Annotated in this window: 16 protein-coding genes; 10 read left to right on the top strand and 6 right to left on the bottom strand. The window is 64.0% G+C overall.

Annotated elements, in window-relative coordinates; translation table 11 throughout:
* Positions 1-12: 12 nt before the first annotated feature.
* On the bottom strand, positions 13-1,149 hold the full coding sequence (gene rtcA, locus ACFQO4_RS04860; RefSeq protein ID WP_500259837.1) for an RNA 3'-terminal phosphate cyclase: 1,137 nt from the start codon (positions 1,147-1,149) through the stop codon (positions 13-15).
* 274 nt (positions 1,150-1,423) lie between these two features.
* On the opposite strand from rtcA, the gene ACFQO4_RS04855 reads away from it, so the two are divergent.
* Positions 1,424-2,710 carry an MFS transporter gene (locus ACFQO4_RS04855; RefSeq protein WP_500259836.1) on the top strand — a complete coding sequence of 429 codons (1,287 nt, stop codon included), beginning with the start codon at positions 1,424-1,426 and terminating at the stop codon, positions 2,708-2,710.
* 136 nt (positions 2,711-2,846) lie between these two features.
* The gene (locus ACFQO4_RS04850) at positions 2,847-3,395 is read left to right on the top strand and encodes a GNAT family N-acetyltransferase (protein WP_500259835.1); all 549 of its coding nucleotides are present in this window, start codon (positions 2,847-2,849) and stop codon (positions 3,393-3,395) included.
* 24 nt (positions 3,396-3,419) lie between these two features.
* On the opposite strand, the gene ACFQO4_RS04845 is transcribed toward ACFQO4_RS04850, so the two are convergent.
* Complete coding sequence (locus ACFQO4_RS04845; protein ID WP_500259834.1) at positions 3,420-4,718, bottom strand: RNB domain-containing ribonuclease; 1,299 nt, start codon at positions 4,716-4,718, stop codon at positions 3,420-3,422.
* A 153-nt stretch (positions 4,719-4,871) separates the two neighbouring features.
* Here ACFQO4_RS04845 and ACFQO4_RS04840 point away from each other — a divergent pair, with 153 nt between their 5' ends.
* The 4 genes from ACFQO4_RS04840 to ACFQO4_RS04825 all read left to right on the top strand — a co-directional run bounded on the left by ACFQO4_RS04840 (position 4,872) and on the right by ACFQO4_RS04825 (position 8,867).
* Complete coding sequence (locus tag ACFQO4_RS04840) at positions 4,872-6,359, top strand: sensor histidine kinase (RefSeq protein ID WP_500259833.1); 1,488 nt, start codon at positions 4,872-4,874, stop codon at positions 6,357-6,359.
* A gap of 61 nt (positions 6,360-6,420) precedes the next feature.
* Complete coding sequence (locus tag ACFQO4_RS04835) at positions 6,421-6,882, top strand: response regulator (RefSeq protein WP_500259832.1); 462 nt, start codon at positions 6,421-6,423, stop codon at positions 6,880-6,882.
* A 204-nt stretch (positions 6,883-7,086) separates the two neighbouring features.
* Positions 7,087-8,055, top strand: coding sequence for an ABC transporter ATP-binding protein (locus tag ACFQO4_RS04830; protein WP_500259831.1), 969 nt, complete (start codon positions 7,087-7,089; stop codon positions 8,053-8,055).
* Complete coding sequence (locus ACFQO4_RS04825; protein ID WP_500259830.1) at positions 8,052-8,867, top strand: ABC transporter permease subunit; 816 nt, start codon at positions 8,052-8,054, stop codon at positions 8,865-8,867. Before ACFQO4_RS04830 ends, ACFQO4_RS04825 begins: the two co-directional genes overlap by 4 nt.
* A 64-nt stretch (positions 8,868-8,931) precedes the next feature.
* Here the strand turns inward: ACFQO4_RS04825 and ACFQO4_RS04820 are convergent, their stop codons facing one another.
* Entirely contained in the window at positions 8,932-9,219 is a 288-nt protein-coding gene (locus ACFQO4_RS04820) for a DUF7562 family protein (protein ID WP_497902777.1), read from the bottom strand.
* A 142-nt stretch (positions 9,220-9,361) separates the two neighbouring features.
* Between ACFQO4_RS04820 and ACFQO4_RS04815 the strand changes: the two genes are divergently transcribed.
* Positions 9,362-9,841 (top strand): RNA-binding protein, encoded by a 480-nt coding sequence (locus ACFQO4_RS04815; protein WP_500259829.1) that lies wholly within the window; start codon positions 9,362-9,364, stop codon positions 9,839-9,841.
* A 101-nt stretch (positions 9,842-9,942) separates the two neighbouring features.
* On the opposite strand, the gene ACFQO4_RS04810 is transcribed toward ACFQO4_RS04815, so the two are convergent.
* Complete coding sequence (locus ACFQO4_RS04810) at positions 9,943-10,656, bottom strand: DUF1028 domain-containing protein (RefSeq protein WP_500259828.1); 714 nt, start codon at positions 10,654-10,656, stop codon at positions 9,943-9,945.
* 90 nt (positions 10,657-10,746) lie between these two features.
* Positions 10,747-12,273, bottom strand: coding sequence for a S8 family peptidase (locus tag ACFQO4_RS04805; RefSeq protein WP_500259827.1), 1,527 nt, complete (start codon positions 12,271-12,273; stop codon positions 10,747-10,749).
* A 193-nt stretch (positions 12,274-12,466) separates the two neighbouring features.
* On the opposite strand from ACFQO4_RS04805, the gene ACFQO4_RS04800 reads away from it, so the two are divergent.
* Positions 12,467-12,823 carry a cell division protein SepF gene (locus tag ACFQO4_RS04800; RefSeq protein WP_253433197.1) on the top strand — a complete coding sequence of 119 codons (357 nt, stop codon included), beginning with the start codon at positions 12,467-12,469 and terminating at the stop codon, positions 12,821-12,823.
* A 312-nt stretch (positions 12,824-13,135) separates the two neighbouring features.
* On the opposite strand, the gene ACFQO4_RS04795 is transcribed toward ACFQO4_RS04800, so the two are convergent.
* Positions 13,136-13,264: a DUF8595 family protein gene (locus ACFQO4_RS04795; protein ID WP_500259826.1), complete on the bottom strand. Its 129-nt coding sequence runs from the start codon at positions 13,262-13,264 to the stop codon at positions 13,136-13,138.
* A 111-nt stretch (positions 13,265-13,375) separates the two neighbouring features.
* Here ACFQO4_RS04795 and ACFQO4_RS04790 point away from each other — a divergent pair, with 111 nt between their 5' ends.
* Complete coding sequence (locus ACFQO4_RS04790; RefSeq protein ID WP_500259825.1) at positions 13,376-14,545, top strand: NAD-dependent epimerase/dehydratase family protein; 1,170 nt, start codon at positions 13,376-13,378, stop codon at positions 14,543-14,545.
* Positions 14,538-15,488, top strand: a complete 951-nt coding sequence (locus ACFQO4_RS04785; RefSeq protein WP_500259824.1) for an NAD-dependent epimerase/dehydratase family protein — start codon at positions 14,538-14,540, stop codon at positions 15,486-15,488. Before ACFQO4_RS04790 ends, ACFQO4_RS04785 begins: the two co-directional genes overlap by 8 nt.
* Positions 15,489-15,513 lie beyond the last annotated feature (25 nt).

The following is a 15,513-nucleotide window of genomic DNA, read 5'->3' as shown; positions in this document are numbered from 1 at the left end:
ACCTGTGGAATCTCACTCGAGACTCGTCTTGGCGACTAGGACGGTCGACCCGCCGTCGTTCTTTCGGTGCTCGGGTTCAAGATCCAGGTCGTGATCCAGGTCGGAGCCAAACGCCTCGAGCAGTCGCAGACTCGTCTCGACATGATCGGTTACGGCGGGAATCCGCAGGCGACCGCCACCGAGAACGAGGAAGTCGAGGAGTTGATCGGCGAGGTGGGCATCGACGCTCCCGTTCCCCTCGAGGAACGCGACGGCGGCGTCGGCGGCCTCCTCCCCGACGCGCTCGGCCGGTTTACCGGGTTCGCCGAGGGCGGAGAATCCGGCCTGGAGACGGGGCGTCGACGTGGTCTCCGACGAGCCGTCGGCGAACTCGTGCTCGAACTCGAGGCCCAGCACGATCACCGAACCAGGACAGGCGCTCTCGGCCGTCGTCTCATCGCGCTCGCGGATCTCGAAATTCGCACCATCCGTACCGATTCGGGTTCGCAACCGCTCGAGGGCACCCTCTGCCTGCCGTTTTGCGACGTCGGCGTCGGCCAGCGCGGCGGCTTCCGTCGAGTAGACGCGCACGCCCGTGAGGTCGCCCCGGGTCTCGAACTCCAGCGGGCGGAATCGCGAGGGTGCGAGGTATAGCCGCAACCGACCGCCGCCCGCGGGATAGAAGCCGCGACGGTCGACCTCGAGGGTGGCCTGCAGGCCGTGTCGTCGGAGGAGTGGGAGCTTGACGTACCGGAGGTAGTCCGCGGGCGGCGACCAGGCGACGTCCGTCCCGCCCGTGGCGGTCAGAGTGAGCGGCGACTCGAGGCGGGCGGCGAGGGGAAGGACCGCGTCGAAAAGGAGCGTGAGGCTCCCGGCGGTGCCGACGTTGACGGCGTATTCTCCGCCCGAAATTTCGACTGCGCCGTCGCTGCCCGATCTCGCATGAGGGTCGAACTCGACCGTCTCGGCCTCGAGTTCGCCACCCGATACCTCGGCATCGGTGATCGCTGCCACCGTCTCGAGGACGGCCAGGTGCTGATTGGCGAGCCCCGGATTCGGCCGATCGCCACGGACGCCCTCGAGGCGAACGGGCTCGCCGGTGAGCGCCGAGAGGGTGAGCGCCCGCCGGAGGAACTGGCCGCCGGCGTCGTGCCCGTCGAGGGTGTACATACTTGCGTGCTCGAGCGCGGCGTGGAAAGGTGTTCGCGTGGTGTGCCACGGCGCGTCCGTGGAACGCGCTCGAGCGAAACGGATCCGATCGTTCGGGGTGAGCCGGATATACTCGAGTGAGACGAACGCGAGCGATCGCGGTTGAACACGAGCGATCACGGTCGAACGGTACCGGTGCGTGTCAGTGGTGCCGCGGATCTCTCTCGAACCCCGTTCGCGATGAACGCTTCCGGAACCTGAATCGTTAGGTCACTCGAGTCGAGAGAGGACAGTCATGCGAGGCTGGCGCGACCCGCTCACTCGCCGGTGGTTCCTCTGGGGGACCCTCGGCGTCGTCTTCTTGCTCGTGAACGTCTACCGGCTCTCGACGGCCGTCCTCGCCGAAGAGTTGATGGCGGGCTTCCGGACCACGGGCGCCCAGCTCGGGACGCTCCACGCAATTTTCTTCTGGATTTACGCGCTGATGCAGTTGCCGACGGGGATCCTGGCCGACCGGATCGGTCCCCGTCGGACGGCCGCTGCGGGCGGGCTCGTGATGAACGTCGGCGCGATCTGGTTCGCGCTGGCCACCAGTTACGCGGGGGCGCTGGTCGCCCGCGGACTCGTCGGCCTCGGGGCGAGCGTGATCTTCGTCTGCATCCTCCGGTTCTGTGCCAGCTGGTTCCGGGCCGACGAGTTCGCCACCCTCAGCGGCCTCAGCTTCGCGGTTTCGGGCGTCGGCGGCGTCCTCGCGACCACGCCGCTCGCGATCGCCGCGGAATCGGCGGGCTGGCGGACGACCGTCGGCGCGCTCGGGGTCTTCGGCGTCGCGTTCAGCGTCGTCGTCTACGCGGTCGTTCGGGACACGCCCGAACGGGCCGGCTTCGACCCGATCGAGGGCGTGCCCGGCCAGCCGACGCTCTCGACGGCCGCCGTCGTCCGCCACGTCCGCACCGTGCTCTCCGATCGGGTCACCTGGGTCGCCAGCCTGATGCTCTTCTGTACCTCCGGACTCAACCTGACGCTGTTCGGCCTCTGGGGCGTCCCGTACGTCGTCCAGACCTACGACGTCTCCGTGACCCACGCCTCGCTCTACACCCTCGCCGGCGGCGTCGGCATGATCGTCGGCCCGCCGTCGATCGGCTGGGTGTCCGACCGCCTCGAGCGCCGCGTCGAGCTGATGGTCGTCGGCGCCGTCCTCTACGTTGCTTCACTCGGTCTCGTCGCCGCGCTGGGGCGACCGCCGATCGCCGTCGTCGGCGTCGTCTTCTTCGTCGCGGGCGTCCTGCTCGGCGCGTTCGTCCTCGGGTATCCGCTGGTGAAAGACCGCCACGACGCGAGCGCGAGCGGCATCTCGACCAGCGTGATCAACGGCGCGGCCTTCTTCGGGGCCGCCGTGCTCCCGACGGCGATGGGGTTCGCTCTCGACACCTACTGGACGGGCGAACTCGAGGCCGGCGTGCGCGTCTACACCGCGACCGGCTACCGGATGGCGTTCGTGATCGCGACCGCTGCGGCCGCCGTCGCGCTCGCGTGTACGCTCTGGTTGTATCGGTACGCGGCGGACGGCTCGAGCGTTTGACGGTCCGAGCGAGTAGCACCCTTCCAGGCGTCGACCGATGCCTGAAACCGGATGAACGCTATCAGTTTCACCCACCTGTTCACCCGGAACGTGACTAGCCGCACACTTTTTCGTCTTTGCCCTCTGACAAGCCATCGTGACCGACTCGAGCCGCCACCGATCCACTCACTTCGTCCGACCCGCGCGCCTCGAAGACGCCCGTGCGATCCGGACCGTCGCCCGCGAGAGCTGGCATGCCGCGTACGACGACCTCCTCGGCTCCGACACCGTCGAGACGGTGACCGACGAGTGGTACGGCCTCGAGGGTCTGCGCGAGTCGATCCAGTCGAGGGACAGCCACCTGTTCGTCGCCCCCGAATCCGACGACGACGAAGCGGATCGAACCGACGACCTCGCCGGCTTCGTCCACGTCGGCCAGTGGCCGGACGAACCCGCCGTCGGCCACCTCGCTCGGCTCTACGTTCACTCGAGCCACTGGGGACGGGGGCTAGGAACGTCGCTCTGTGAGCGCGGGGAACGAGCGCTCGAGGACGACGGCTACGACCGGATTCGTCTCGAGGTGTTCGCGAAGAACGAGCGCGCGCTCGACTTTTACGAGAGTAGGGGGTACGAATCCGTCGCCGAGGTTGTCGAAGAACTCGAGGGCAAGACGTATCGTGTGTCGCTGCTCGAGCGCTCGCTGTGAGTTCGTAACCGCGTTTTCCGCGATTTAGAGCGTCTTGTCTGCCTCGTCCTCCTCGACGATCTCGAGCCCGCGGTTGTTCACTGCCATCGGATCGAGGCCGACCTCCTGGAGGAACTGTTTGTACTCGCGCTCGCAAGTCTCGGCGGCCTTCTGTTTGTCGCTAGCACGGTCACAGAGGGCGACGAGGTTCTCCGGTACGTCGTTCTGGTAGACGATCCAGTGGTTGATCAGGTCCGAGAGGCGACGGATGGGGCTCGTGAAGTGGCCGTAAATCTCGAAGTTGAGCGCGTGGTGGCCGCCGAACGGGTCGTTCATGTACTTCGCGCGGGGCATCACCTTCATCACCGCCCACTGGATCTTGTCGAGCTGGCGACCCGGCGCGGTCTCGAGGGTCGCATTAACTGCTTTGCGGGGTTCGTCCCAGGTGTCGCCGGGGATGGAGACGCCGTCGAGGTCCTGGATCTCCTGGAGGGCCTTCGACCACTCGTCGGGCGTCGGCTGGGGGTGGACGCGGTACATCGCCTCGACGCCCCGGTTCCACATGAGTTCGTGCGTGACGGCCTTGTTAGCCTTGAGCATGCACTCCTCGATGATGGTGTGGGCGCGGTCGCGGCTGGGGTTCAAGACGAGCGAGCCGTCCTCCTTGCGAATCTCGTGCATCTCGTTGGCAACCTCGTAGACCAACGTGTTCTCCTCGTGCAGCGGCGCGTCGGGGTCCTCGAGGCGCTGCTCGGCCTGGGAGTAGGTGAGCCGTTCGTCGGATTCGATGACGGACTTGTAGATGTCGATGGAGTCGTAGCTCAGGGTCTCCTTGTCGAGGTGCATCTCGACGGTGTGGGCCAGTCGCTCCTCGTTGGGTACGAGCGAACAGACCGACTCGGCCAGCACCGGGGGCAGCATGTGGATGGTGTAGGCGGGCAGATAGACCGTGTTGCCGCGCTCGACGGCCTCGTTCCACATCTCGGATTCGGGGTGGACGTAGTGGGTCACGTCCGCGATGTGGACCCAGAGGACGTACTCGTCCTCGCGCTCTTCGATCGAGAGCGCGTCGTCGAAGTCCTGGGCGTCGATGGGGTCGGTCGTCCACGTCGTCATCTCGCGGAGGTCGCGCCGATCCTCGAGTTCCGCGTCGATGTCTGCTTGCGGATCCTCGGTCAACTCCTTGGCCTCTTCGAGGACGCTCGCGGGGAACTCGTCGCGGATCTCGAACTTCTCGAAGAGGTCCTCGCGCTTGTTCTCGAGGTGGCGGGCCAGGTCCTCGGAGATCTGGACGGGACCTTGCCCCTCGGCCGTGCCGGCTGCGGCCTGTGCGTCGTCGCTCATACCCTCGGCTACGAACAGGAGTGCCAAAGTCGTGTCGGGACGCGTGCGCGGCGGTTCGCGTCAACCGTAATTGTGCCGTACGTTACCGCTTTCTCACGGGAAGACGGGGAACAGGCAAAGGTTACTTATCGATAGACACCGAGGTTCGTGACGATGAGTCAGAAGGCAGATCAGAGCCGTCAGCAGGAACTACGGACGGAGAAATCCGTCACTGCCGATTCGCTGACCCTGGAAAGCGGACTGGAGGCGCTTCGGTCGAGTCCGGCGTTTCACGGGACGGTCGAACCGCTCGACGGACTCGACGATCTCGAAACCTGCGAGCACATCGCGCTGTTCTACCGATCCCGCGAGGAACGGTTCGCCACCGTTACCCCGTTTATTCGACAGGGTATCGAGCGCGGCGAGCGGGTCATGTACGTCATCGACGACCTCCCGAAGTCCGCAATCCTCGCGGAACTCCGCGGCGGCGACGTCGACGTCGACGCGGCACTCGAATCGGGTCAACTGACGTTTCACTCGCTCGAGGAGACCTACCTCCGGTCCGGACGCTTCGACCCCGACGACATGCTTGAGGTGTACGCCGACGCGATCGAGGAAGCGAAGGAGGAGTACCCGGCGCTTCGCGTGACCGCGAACACGAACTTCATCCTGGACGAGTACGCGACCCTCGAAGACTTCATGGCCTACGAGAGTCGTGTCAACGACCTCTTCCGCGGCGAGGACTGCATCGCCCTCTGTCATTACGATTGTGAGCGCATCCCACCCGAGACGCTCGTCGACGTTATCCGAACGCACCCACACCTGGTGTACGAAGATACCGTCTGTCACAACTTCTACTACACGCCGCCGGAGGAGTTCTTCGAACCCGACGAACCCACCCGCGACGTCGAGCGAATGCTGAACACGCTGGTCGACCGCGCCAGGGCGCGGTCCGAACTCAACGAGACAGTCGCGGAACTCGAGGAGTCCAACGAGCGACTCAGGCGGTTTGCCTACGTCGCGTCGCACGACTTACAGGAGCCGCTGCGGATGATCTCGAGCTATCTCCAGTTGCTCGATTCCCGCTACGCGGACGACCTGGACGAGGAGGCCCGGGAGTACATCGACTTCGCCGTGGACGGCTCCGACCGGATGCGGGAGATGGTCAACGGGTTGCTCGCGTACTCGCGAATCGACATGGACGAGGCGGACTTCGAGCGAGTCGAGTGCGACGACGTCGTCGACGACGTGCTGACCGATCTGCAGGTGCAGATCGACGAGACCGATGCCGCAGTTGACGTCGAGTCGTTACCTGCGGTTCACGGCGAGGTCCATCAGCTCGAGCAACTGTTCTCGAACCTGCTCTCGAACGCGATCAAGTACAGCGGCGACGAGCCACCCCGGATCGATATCACCGGCGAGAAACGGGGTGACCGCTGCGTCTTCTCGGTCGCCGACGACGGAATCGGTATCGAGACGGAGTACGTCGACCAGATCTTCGACATCTTCAATCGACTCCACTCGAACGACGAGTTCCAGGGGACCGGTATCGGGCTCTCGCTATGTCGAAAGATCGTCGACCACCACGGCGGTGACATCTGGGTCGACTCGGAACCGGGCGACGGCACGACGTTTTACTTCACTCTTCCCGCAGCGGCGTAGGTCCGTTCACAGGTTTACAGGCTCAGTAGTTCCAAATTCACAGGCTCACAGGGTTTCAGTAATGACCGAGGAACCGTTCGACATCCTGGTAATCGAGGACAACCCGGGCGACGTCCGGCTCATCGAGAACGGATTCGACGAGAGCGACGTCTCCCGTTCGCTGACCGTCGTCACCGACGGGGCGGAAGCACTCGACTACCTCTATCGACGGAACGGCTTCGAATCCGCGGCGAAGCCGGACCTCGTGCTGTTGGATCTGAACGTGCCGAAACTGACCGGAAACGCGGTGCTCGAGCGGATTACCGACGACCCCGACTTTCGTTCGACGCCGATACTCGTTCTCTCGGGATCCCAGTCAGACGACCACGTTCTGGAGACCTATCAGCTTGGAGCGGACGGGTACTTCGTCAAACCGGTGGACCCCCACGAGTTCATCTCACTTGTCAAAACGATCGGGGATTCGCTGGCCTCGCCCGGGTCGCTCCCTTCGGGGGAGTTCGCCGACATCAACCGGCCCTCGTGAGCCACGTCGAGTAACCGTTCGCCTCACTGACTGTCTGTACTTGCCACGCTCGAGCACCGACTACGACCCTCTGCGCCTAAACACACTTTTTATAGTAATGTACGATCACGCAAAAACGACCGCGTTCCGTCTCTCTCGAGTCGATCGACCAGTTCACGGAGAACACGTTGGAATTTATATGTTATCAGCAGAGAGTATTCGGCGATGACGACGATTGCCCTCCAGGACGTCGCGAAACGCTACGGCGACGTCACCGCACTGGCCGGCATCGACCTCGAGGTCGACGCCGGCGAAGTCTTCGGCTTCCTGGGTCCGAACGGGGCCGGCAAGTCGACGACTATCGACATCCTCATGCGCTACACCCACCCCACGAGCGGGCGGGTCGAAGTCCTGGGTCACGACGTGACGAGTGACCCGGTCTCGGTGCGAGAGCGGACCGGCATTCTCCCGGAGGGGTACGCTCCCTTCGAGACGATGACCGGCCGTCAGCACCTCGAGTACGCCATCGCGGCCAACGACGCCGACGACGACCCCGACGTCCTGCTCGAGCGCGTGGACGTGGCCCACGCGGCCGACCGGAAGGCCATTGGCTACTCGAAGGGGATGACCCAGCGCCTGGGGCTGGCGATGGCCCTCGTCGGCGAACCCGAACTCCTGATCCTCGACGAACCGTCGACGGGGCTCGACCCTCACGGCGTCCGACTGATGCGTCAGATCGTCCGTGAGGAGCGCGACCGGGGCGCGACGGTCTTCTTCTCGAGTCACATCTTAGAGCAGGTCGAGGCCGTCGCCGACCGGGTCGGTATCCTCCGGCAGGGTTCGCTGATCGCCGTCGACACTATCGATGGGCTCCGGACGGCCAACGAGAACGACGGCGAACTCGTCGTCGAACTCGAGACGGCCGAAACGGACGAGAAACTGGCCGCCGGAGAGGGCATATCCGGAATCGAAGCCGGCGTCACCCTTGAACCAGTCGTCACGGCCGTCGAATGCCTCGCAGGCGTCTCCTCGGTGCGTCGAGACGGTGACGCGCTCGTGGTCGCCTGCGCGATGGAGGCGAAACTCGACGTGCTGGATACGATTCGCGACCAGGGAGCGACGATTACCGACTTTACGACCACGGAGACGTCGCTCGAGGAACTATTCATCTCCTACACGGAGGGCGAGCAATGAACTGGCGACTGCTCGCGAGCAAGGAGTTCGGCGACGCGATCCGCAACTATCAGCTGTACGCGATGGCGGCGCTCTTCGGGCTCGTCTTCGGCGTGTTCGGCTACATTCACGTGCGGAACGTTCGGCAGGCTCGCGTTCACGAGTACCTCTCGGCGCCCGAACCGGTCGAGTTCGTCACGATGCTCTCGCTGCTCTGTATCGTGCTGATCCCGGCCACCGGGCTGATGCTCTCGTACGAGGCCATCGTCAAGCGACGCGACGGCGGCCAGCTTACGCTCGTGCTGGGAATGCCCCACGACCGACGCGACGTCGTGATCGGGTCGCTGGTCGGGCGGTACCTGGTGTTCCTCACACCGCTACTCCTCGGCGTCGTCGTCGCGGTCGCGATCCTCCTCGGGTTCGGCGCGACGATTCCGCTAACGGCGCTGGCCGGATTTACGCTCGCCACCGCCGGTCTGGGACTGGCCTACGTCGCCATCGGCATCGGTCTCTCCGGCTTGCTCCGATCGCCCTCCTGGGCCGCCGTCTGTGCCTTCGGCGTGTTCATGCTGTTCGTCTTCGTCTGGCGGGTGGTCCCCGACGGCGTCGTCTACCTGATTTCGGGACTCGAGTTCCCCGACGAACTCCCGTGGTGGCGCCCCTACGTGGCGACCCTCTCCCCGAGCGTGGCCTACGAACGGGTGCTCGACGCCTACGTGTTCGACCGGGCCGGTGAGGATGCGCCGTCGGCGTTCGGCGTGGCGGTCTTGCTCGCGTGGGTGATACTCGCACCGCTGGCGGGGTATCTGCAGTTCGACCGGACGGACCTCTAGCGTTCGACGTGCACCGACCTCAGGTCGACGCGCACCGACTTGCGACCGTCGGCGCGGTCCGTGATCACCGCTCCTCGACCCGCCGGCGCTCCTCGAGCGAACACAGATACCGCCGCAAAAACGCCTCCTGGGAGTGTTCGCCGGCCTCGAGGTCGGTGAGCTGGGCCTCGAGGCCGTCGCGGCCGTACCGACAGAGGTCGCCGTCGCAGGGTTTACAGAAGTACTCGAACGTTTTTCCCTCGCGTTCCCAGCGATTGCCGTACTTGTCGTACTCGCGGGCCTCGGATCGCGGGACCGTCTCGCCGCAGGCGATGCAGGTTACGGTCTCCGTTCGCCACCGGGAGAGCCACATACGTCGGCTATCACCGTGCGCCTACTTAGCAATTCTCACGGTGCGTGTGACGGTCACGATTGGCGACCGAGAACACGAAACCTCGTGATCGAACTGGCCTCGAGACGGGCGTTTTATAGCTGACGTGACCGTGGTGGCGCGTATGCAGGTCAAATCGCGACACCACCTCCGCAGTGACGCCATCTCCGAGATCGAGACGGCCGTGTCCAACCGGCTCGGCGTCACGCTCGCGGGCGACGCCTACGAGCGCGTCGAGTTCGAGGACAGTGACTGGGAGGTCGTCCTGGTCGATGGCGCTCCCGAAATCGCCTACTTCGACGACGAGCCGTTTCTCACCGTCCGCGGGGCGAACGCCTACGACCCCGACTACCGGATCGTGACCGTCGACGCGGGCGCGGTCTCGTTCGTCTCCGACGGCGCAGACGTGATGCGCCCGGGGATCACCGAAGCCGACGCCGAAATCTCTGAGGGGGACCTCGTGTTGATCGCCGAGGAGTCCCACGGCAAGGTGCTGGCGATCGGGCGCGCTCGCGTCTCGGGGACGGAGATGGTCGGCGAGGAGGGGAAGGTCGTCGACTCGCTACACCACGTTGGCGACGACCTCTACTCGTTTTCCGGGTAGCGCTCGGTCTATTCGCGTTTGCGGGCTGCTTACGTACTCCCAATCCTCGAGTGATGGTAGTCTAAACCCTCGAGCGACTGCACTACCTCTCGAGCGACGACTCACTCCTCGCCCGCGTCGATGTCGTCTTCCTCGTAGGCGTCGCCGTACTTCTCGAGCGTCGTTTCGTACCCCTCTCGAGCCAGGTCGAAGGTCTCCTGGAGGTCCGCGATAGGTTCGAGGGTCGCGTCGACCCGGAGATCGTCGTAGAACGGCTCGAGTTCGCGCTCTTCGGTCGTCGCGACGCGGACGGCCGCGCTCTGGACGCGCAGTTCCTCGCGCTTGTCGCCCCCTTCGGCGTGACCGGCGGCGAGGGCGTCGATCAGGCGTTCGGCGAGCGGCGCCTCGTCGTCCCTCGAGTCGGCGTAGGCCGCTGCGGTCGCCTCGATCACGGACTCCCCGGTCAGGAGGTTGCCGGCGACCGTGTAGCCGTCGCCGCCCGTGTGTCCGTACCAGTCCTTGCAGTCTTCCCCCGAGAACGTGAAGGTCCCCTCGCGGTCGACGCCGTGGAGCTGGCGGTTCGAGGCCCCCTCGTCCGCGTTGAGCAGGGCCTCGAGGGCGTCTTCGACGGCGAGTCCGTCGTCGACGTACTGGATTCCTCGTCGACCGAGGTCGACGTTCACCAGGCTCTGGGTGGCGACGGCTCCGTTCTCGCTGACGAACGGGCAGAGGGTGCCGACGCCCGGGAGCCGGGTGGTCACGGCGACGCCGAACCGGTCGTGTTCCTCGCCGTCGTCGTTCTCGTACGTCTCGTGGACGCAGATGCTGAACGTCATGTCATCCGGGGGCACGTACTCCGCCGGCAAAAAGGGGTGTCTCCCGGCAGCCTGGGAGCGCTCGAGGGTCGGTCGAACTGGCTCGCTGGCTCAGTACGTCTGACTGTCGCTCGTTTCGTTGCCTGCGGCGTCGGTCACAGTCACCCGGACGCTGTCGGGACTGTCGCGGGTTCGCAGGTCGTCCTCGCCTGAGGCGCTCGAGCCGCTGACGCTCGTGGTTTGACTGTCGAGCACGCTGGTTCCCGAGAGGAGTTCCGTCGTGACGCTCGCGAGGTCGCCGTCGGCGTCCGAGACGGACCAGGTGACGCTCGCGCGCGACCAGGGGCCGTTCGATTTGGTGGAGACGTCGAACTGGTCGATGGCGGGTGCGGTGTCGCCGTCGCCGCCGTCGCCGCCGTCGCCGCCGTCGTCATCGTCACCGCCGTCGAGCCCCAGCGAGTTCGCCACGTTCAGCCGACCCGCGCCCTGTTCGTTGCTGGCCAGGCCAACGTCCTCGGCGCCGTCTTTCAGCAACTGGCGGACGTTGGCGGGATCTTCGCCGGCGCCGATCAGGCTCGCGGCCGCGCCGGCGACGTGCGGGCAGGCCATCGAAGTCCCTGAGAATTCTGCGTAGTCGCTGCGCGGAATCGACGAGAGCACGTCGACGCCGGGGGCAGCGATCTCGACCTCCGGTCCGGTCGAGGAGAAGTCCGCGAGGTCGTCGTTGGAATCGGTCGCGGAGACGGCGATGACCTCGTCGTACGCAGCGGGGTAGCCCACGCAGTCGGAACAGGGGCCGTCGTTTCCGGCCGCCGCGACGATGACCTTCCCCTGCTGGTCAGCGTACTGGCAGGCGTCGCGGACGACGCTCGAGTCGTCGCCGCCGAGGCTCATGCTCAACACGTCGATCTGGCTGTGGTCGGCGGCCCACTCGATGCCCGCCGCGATGCTGTCGTAGGAACCGCCGCCGGAGCAGTCCAGCACTTTTACCGCGTGGAGCGTCGCTTCTGGCGCAACGCCGAGGACGCCCAGACCGTTGTCGGCCGCGGCGGCCGTTCCTGCACAGTGGCTCCCGTGATCGTTGTCGTCGTCCCAGACCTCGAGACACTCGCTGATGTCGTTGCCGCCGCCGAAGGGACCGCCGCCGCACCCGGTGTCACACTCCGCGTCGCCCGCGGCCCAGCCGTCGCTGAGGTTCTCCGAGAGCGTCTCGTGCTGGGCGTCGATCCCCGTGTCGATGATCGCGATGTTCGCGCCGGCGCCGGTTTCGCCGTTGTCGATCGCCACGTCGGCGTCTACCAGGTCGATGCCGTACGGCGTCGTCTGCTCGAGGGCGTGCATCCGGCCGTTTTGCTCGACGTAGCGAACGTTCGGATTGTTCTCGAGCGCTTCGATCGCCTGGTCGGAGAACCGTCCCGAGAGCGCTTTGCCGACGTCGCCGAACTCGAGTTCGAGCCGAACACTGTTGGCTCGCTCGCTGGCGACCTCGAATCCGCTGTTGGCTCGCAGTCCGACGATGTACTCGTCGCCCTGCCCTGACGCCTGTCCGGCCAGTGCCGTCGCGGCGACTCCAGCTCCGACTCCGTGCAGCAGCGTTCGTCGTGAGATGTGTTCCCGTGACATGGTATTATCAACCACGACTACACTCACTATACTTTACCATATAAACGTTCTTATGATACTTCGAAAAATGAACTCTAATTGATAGAGGAGTAACAGTTAGGTGGATTGCAACAAGCTGGTATTGCTGTTACTAAATCGGGGAGGACCGTGAGGTCGCGAGACAGCGTCTGACGTAAGAACTATACTCCAGCGCGGGACCATTGACGCTATGGGATTAATGAGCAAGATCCTCGGCAGCGGGCAGACGCGCACCGCCGACGAGTACGTCGAACTCGACCTCGACGACGTCACGCCGTCGACCGGGGACGCCGGAATGTCCGTCCACATCGCCGAAATCGGGGGGCAAGTCGACGCCATCGACATCAAAGACGCCGTCTATGACGGCGACATCGTCATCGCCGACATCACCCGCCTGCGCACCAAAGACAGCACGACCGAACACATCGTCGACGAACTCCGACAGGTCGCCCGCGAGGTCGACGGGGACATCGTCCAGAAGGGTGACGACCAGCTCATCATTACACCCACGGGGATTCGGATCGGACGGGAGAAGCTAGGTCGGTAAGATTTCAGGTACGTTTCGCTTCTCGAGCGCTCGAGCGTCATCGAGCGTGGCCTCTGTCATACACTAACTAGCAGCGATGGTAAACATGTTCGGGCGCTTCAAAGTTCGTTACTAATGACTCCCGTCGACTCTGTCCCTGCAACCTTTCGGCCGAATACTCCGCATCTGGAGGTCTCAGTTCTGTTTGGTTCCCGCTGAAGCGTGCGCTCAGTTCTCGCCTCGGGAGCCATGTTGTTTGCGGATTAAATTGGGACTGTAAGCGTCGTAATCCGGTTGTTTCCTCTATTCTTCGGCGCTTTTATAGCTGATCCGTCAGTCGGATTCTCGCTTTTGCGCCAGATGCTCCCACACTTCGGTACACCCGCACCCATCAGCAATGTCCTCTAAGTGTCGATCGTCTCGCTCATCCTCGGCCAGGGGTTCATCGTTTGTAGAGGTCATGGTACTCAGTTTCTGAGTAACTCAATTATCCATGAGGTCTTAGTACTTTCCCTCGGTCTCGCAGGTGATGGCAGAAGCATTATATGGTAGATACTCAAATTATGAGTAACTATGTCGATACTGGTTACGGGTGGCGACGGATATCTCGGCTGGCCCACCGCACTGCGCATCGCATCGCGAACCGACGACCGCGTGGTCCTGGTCGATAACTTCGCGAGGAGAGAGTGGGTAGAGTCCGTCGGGTCGACGACAGCGGTACCGATCGCGGATATCGATGCGCGACTGGAGGCGGCCGAAGAAGCGCTCGGTCTCGAGAACCTCTCCTTCGTCGAGGGTGATTTGACCGACAGAGCATTCGTCGACCAGCTGCTCTCGGTTCACGAACCCGAGACGATCGTCCATACCGCTGCACAACCGTCCGCACCATATTCGCAGATCAACGGTGAGCGGGCAAACTACACGCAGCACAACAATATGCAGGCGACGCGGAATCTGCTTTGGGGGCTGCACGAAGCCGGGCTTTCGGACACCCACTTCATCGAAACGACGACGACCGGTGTCTACGGGGCGCCCACGTTCCCGATCCCGGAGGGCGGGGCGACGATGGAAAACCAGGGCGAGCGGGACGAGGTCCCGTTCCCGGCGATGGCCGGTAGCTGGTACCACCTGACGAAATCGCACGACGCAGCCAATATGCGCCTGGCACACAAGCAGTTCGACATTCCAATCTCGGACGTGCGAACGGCGATCACGTACGGTACCGAAACCGAAGAGACCGCAGCACACCCCGACCTGGCGACCCGGTTCGACTTCGATTACTACTTCGGGGTCGTTACCCACCGATTCTGTGCACAAGCCATCGCCGGCTATCCGATGACTGTTTACGGCAAAGGCGAACAGCGAAAGCCGTTCATCGCCCTCGAGGACGCGGTCGAAGGACTGGCGCGTCTCGCCCTCGAAGAGACCGACCACGATGGCCTCGGCGTCTACAATCAGGTCACTCGAGCGATCAGTATCGTCGAAATCGCAGAAACCATCGCCTCCGTCGCCCACGAGTTCGATCTCGATGTCGACGTCGAACACTTCGAAAACCCACGCGAGGAGGACGAGACGCACAAGATGGAGATCGAACACGACCGCTACGCGGACCTGATCGACGGCCAGTCGACGACGTTCGAGGACGGCGTCAGACAGATTCTCGGAACGCTGGTCGATCACGAACGGACGGTCACGGCCCACGAAGATCGGTTCCTCCCCGGCGTCCTGACGTCTGATGACTGATCTGCATGTCCTCGTGACGGGCGGCTGTGGGTACATCGGGAGCGAACTCGTTTCGCTCCTTCTCGAGGAGGAAGCCGTCGGGACCGTCAGCGTCCTCGATTCGTTGACGACTGGCTCCCCGTCGAACCTCGCCGGACGCATCGATGACGTTCAGTTTCGACGCGGTGACGTCCGCGAGTACGGTGACGTCGAGAACGCGATGCGCAACGTCGATCGAGTGATCCATCTCGCCGCGATTACCGGTGCAGCGTCAACGCACGACCGCCGCGAGGAGACGTTCTCGGTCAACTATCACGGGACGGAGAACGTGCTCACTGCCGCCGGCAAGTTCGACGTCGAACACGTCGTCTTCGCCTCGTCGTGTAACAACTACGGGCGTACCGCGAGCACCGACATCGACGAGACGACCGACCAGGACCCGCTCAATCCGTACGCGGAGTCCAAGGTCGAATCCGAGGCGTTGCTTCGCAAGGCGATCGACGAGTACGGGTTCGATGGGTCGGCACTCCGGATGAGCACGAACTACGGCTGGTCGCCGGGTGTTCGTTTCAACCTGGTCGTCAACCACTTCGTGTTCCGAGCGCTCACCGATCGACCGCTTACCGTCTACGGTGACGGGAGTAACTGGCGACCGTTCATTCACGTGAAAGACGCCGCGAGAGCCTACGCACACGCCGCGCTGAACCCGAACTCGTGGCCACAATTGGTCTACAACGTGGGGGCGAACGACCAGAACTACCAGATCGCTACCATCGCGGAACTCGTTCGAGACGAACTCGACCGGGAACTCGATATCACGTACCTCGAGGACGAGCACCCGGGACCGTCGTATCACGTGAGCTTCGACCGGTTATCGGAAACCGGCTTCGAGCCGGAATGGACCGTCCGAGAGGGGATCGCGGATCTGGCGGACCAGCTACAACGATCACAGCCGAGGCAATGATACTATGACGAATCAACGATCATCG

This window comes from Saliphagus sp. GCM10025334, from assembly GCF_042663485.1.
In the GTDB taxonomy this organism is placed as follows: domain Archaea; phylum Halobacteriota; class Halobacteria; order Halobacteriales; family Natrialbaceae; genus Natronosalvus.
Note: the sequence above shows the minus strand (reverse complement) of the source record. Positions and strands in the feature narration are given on the sequence as shown.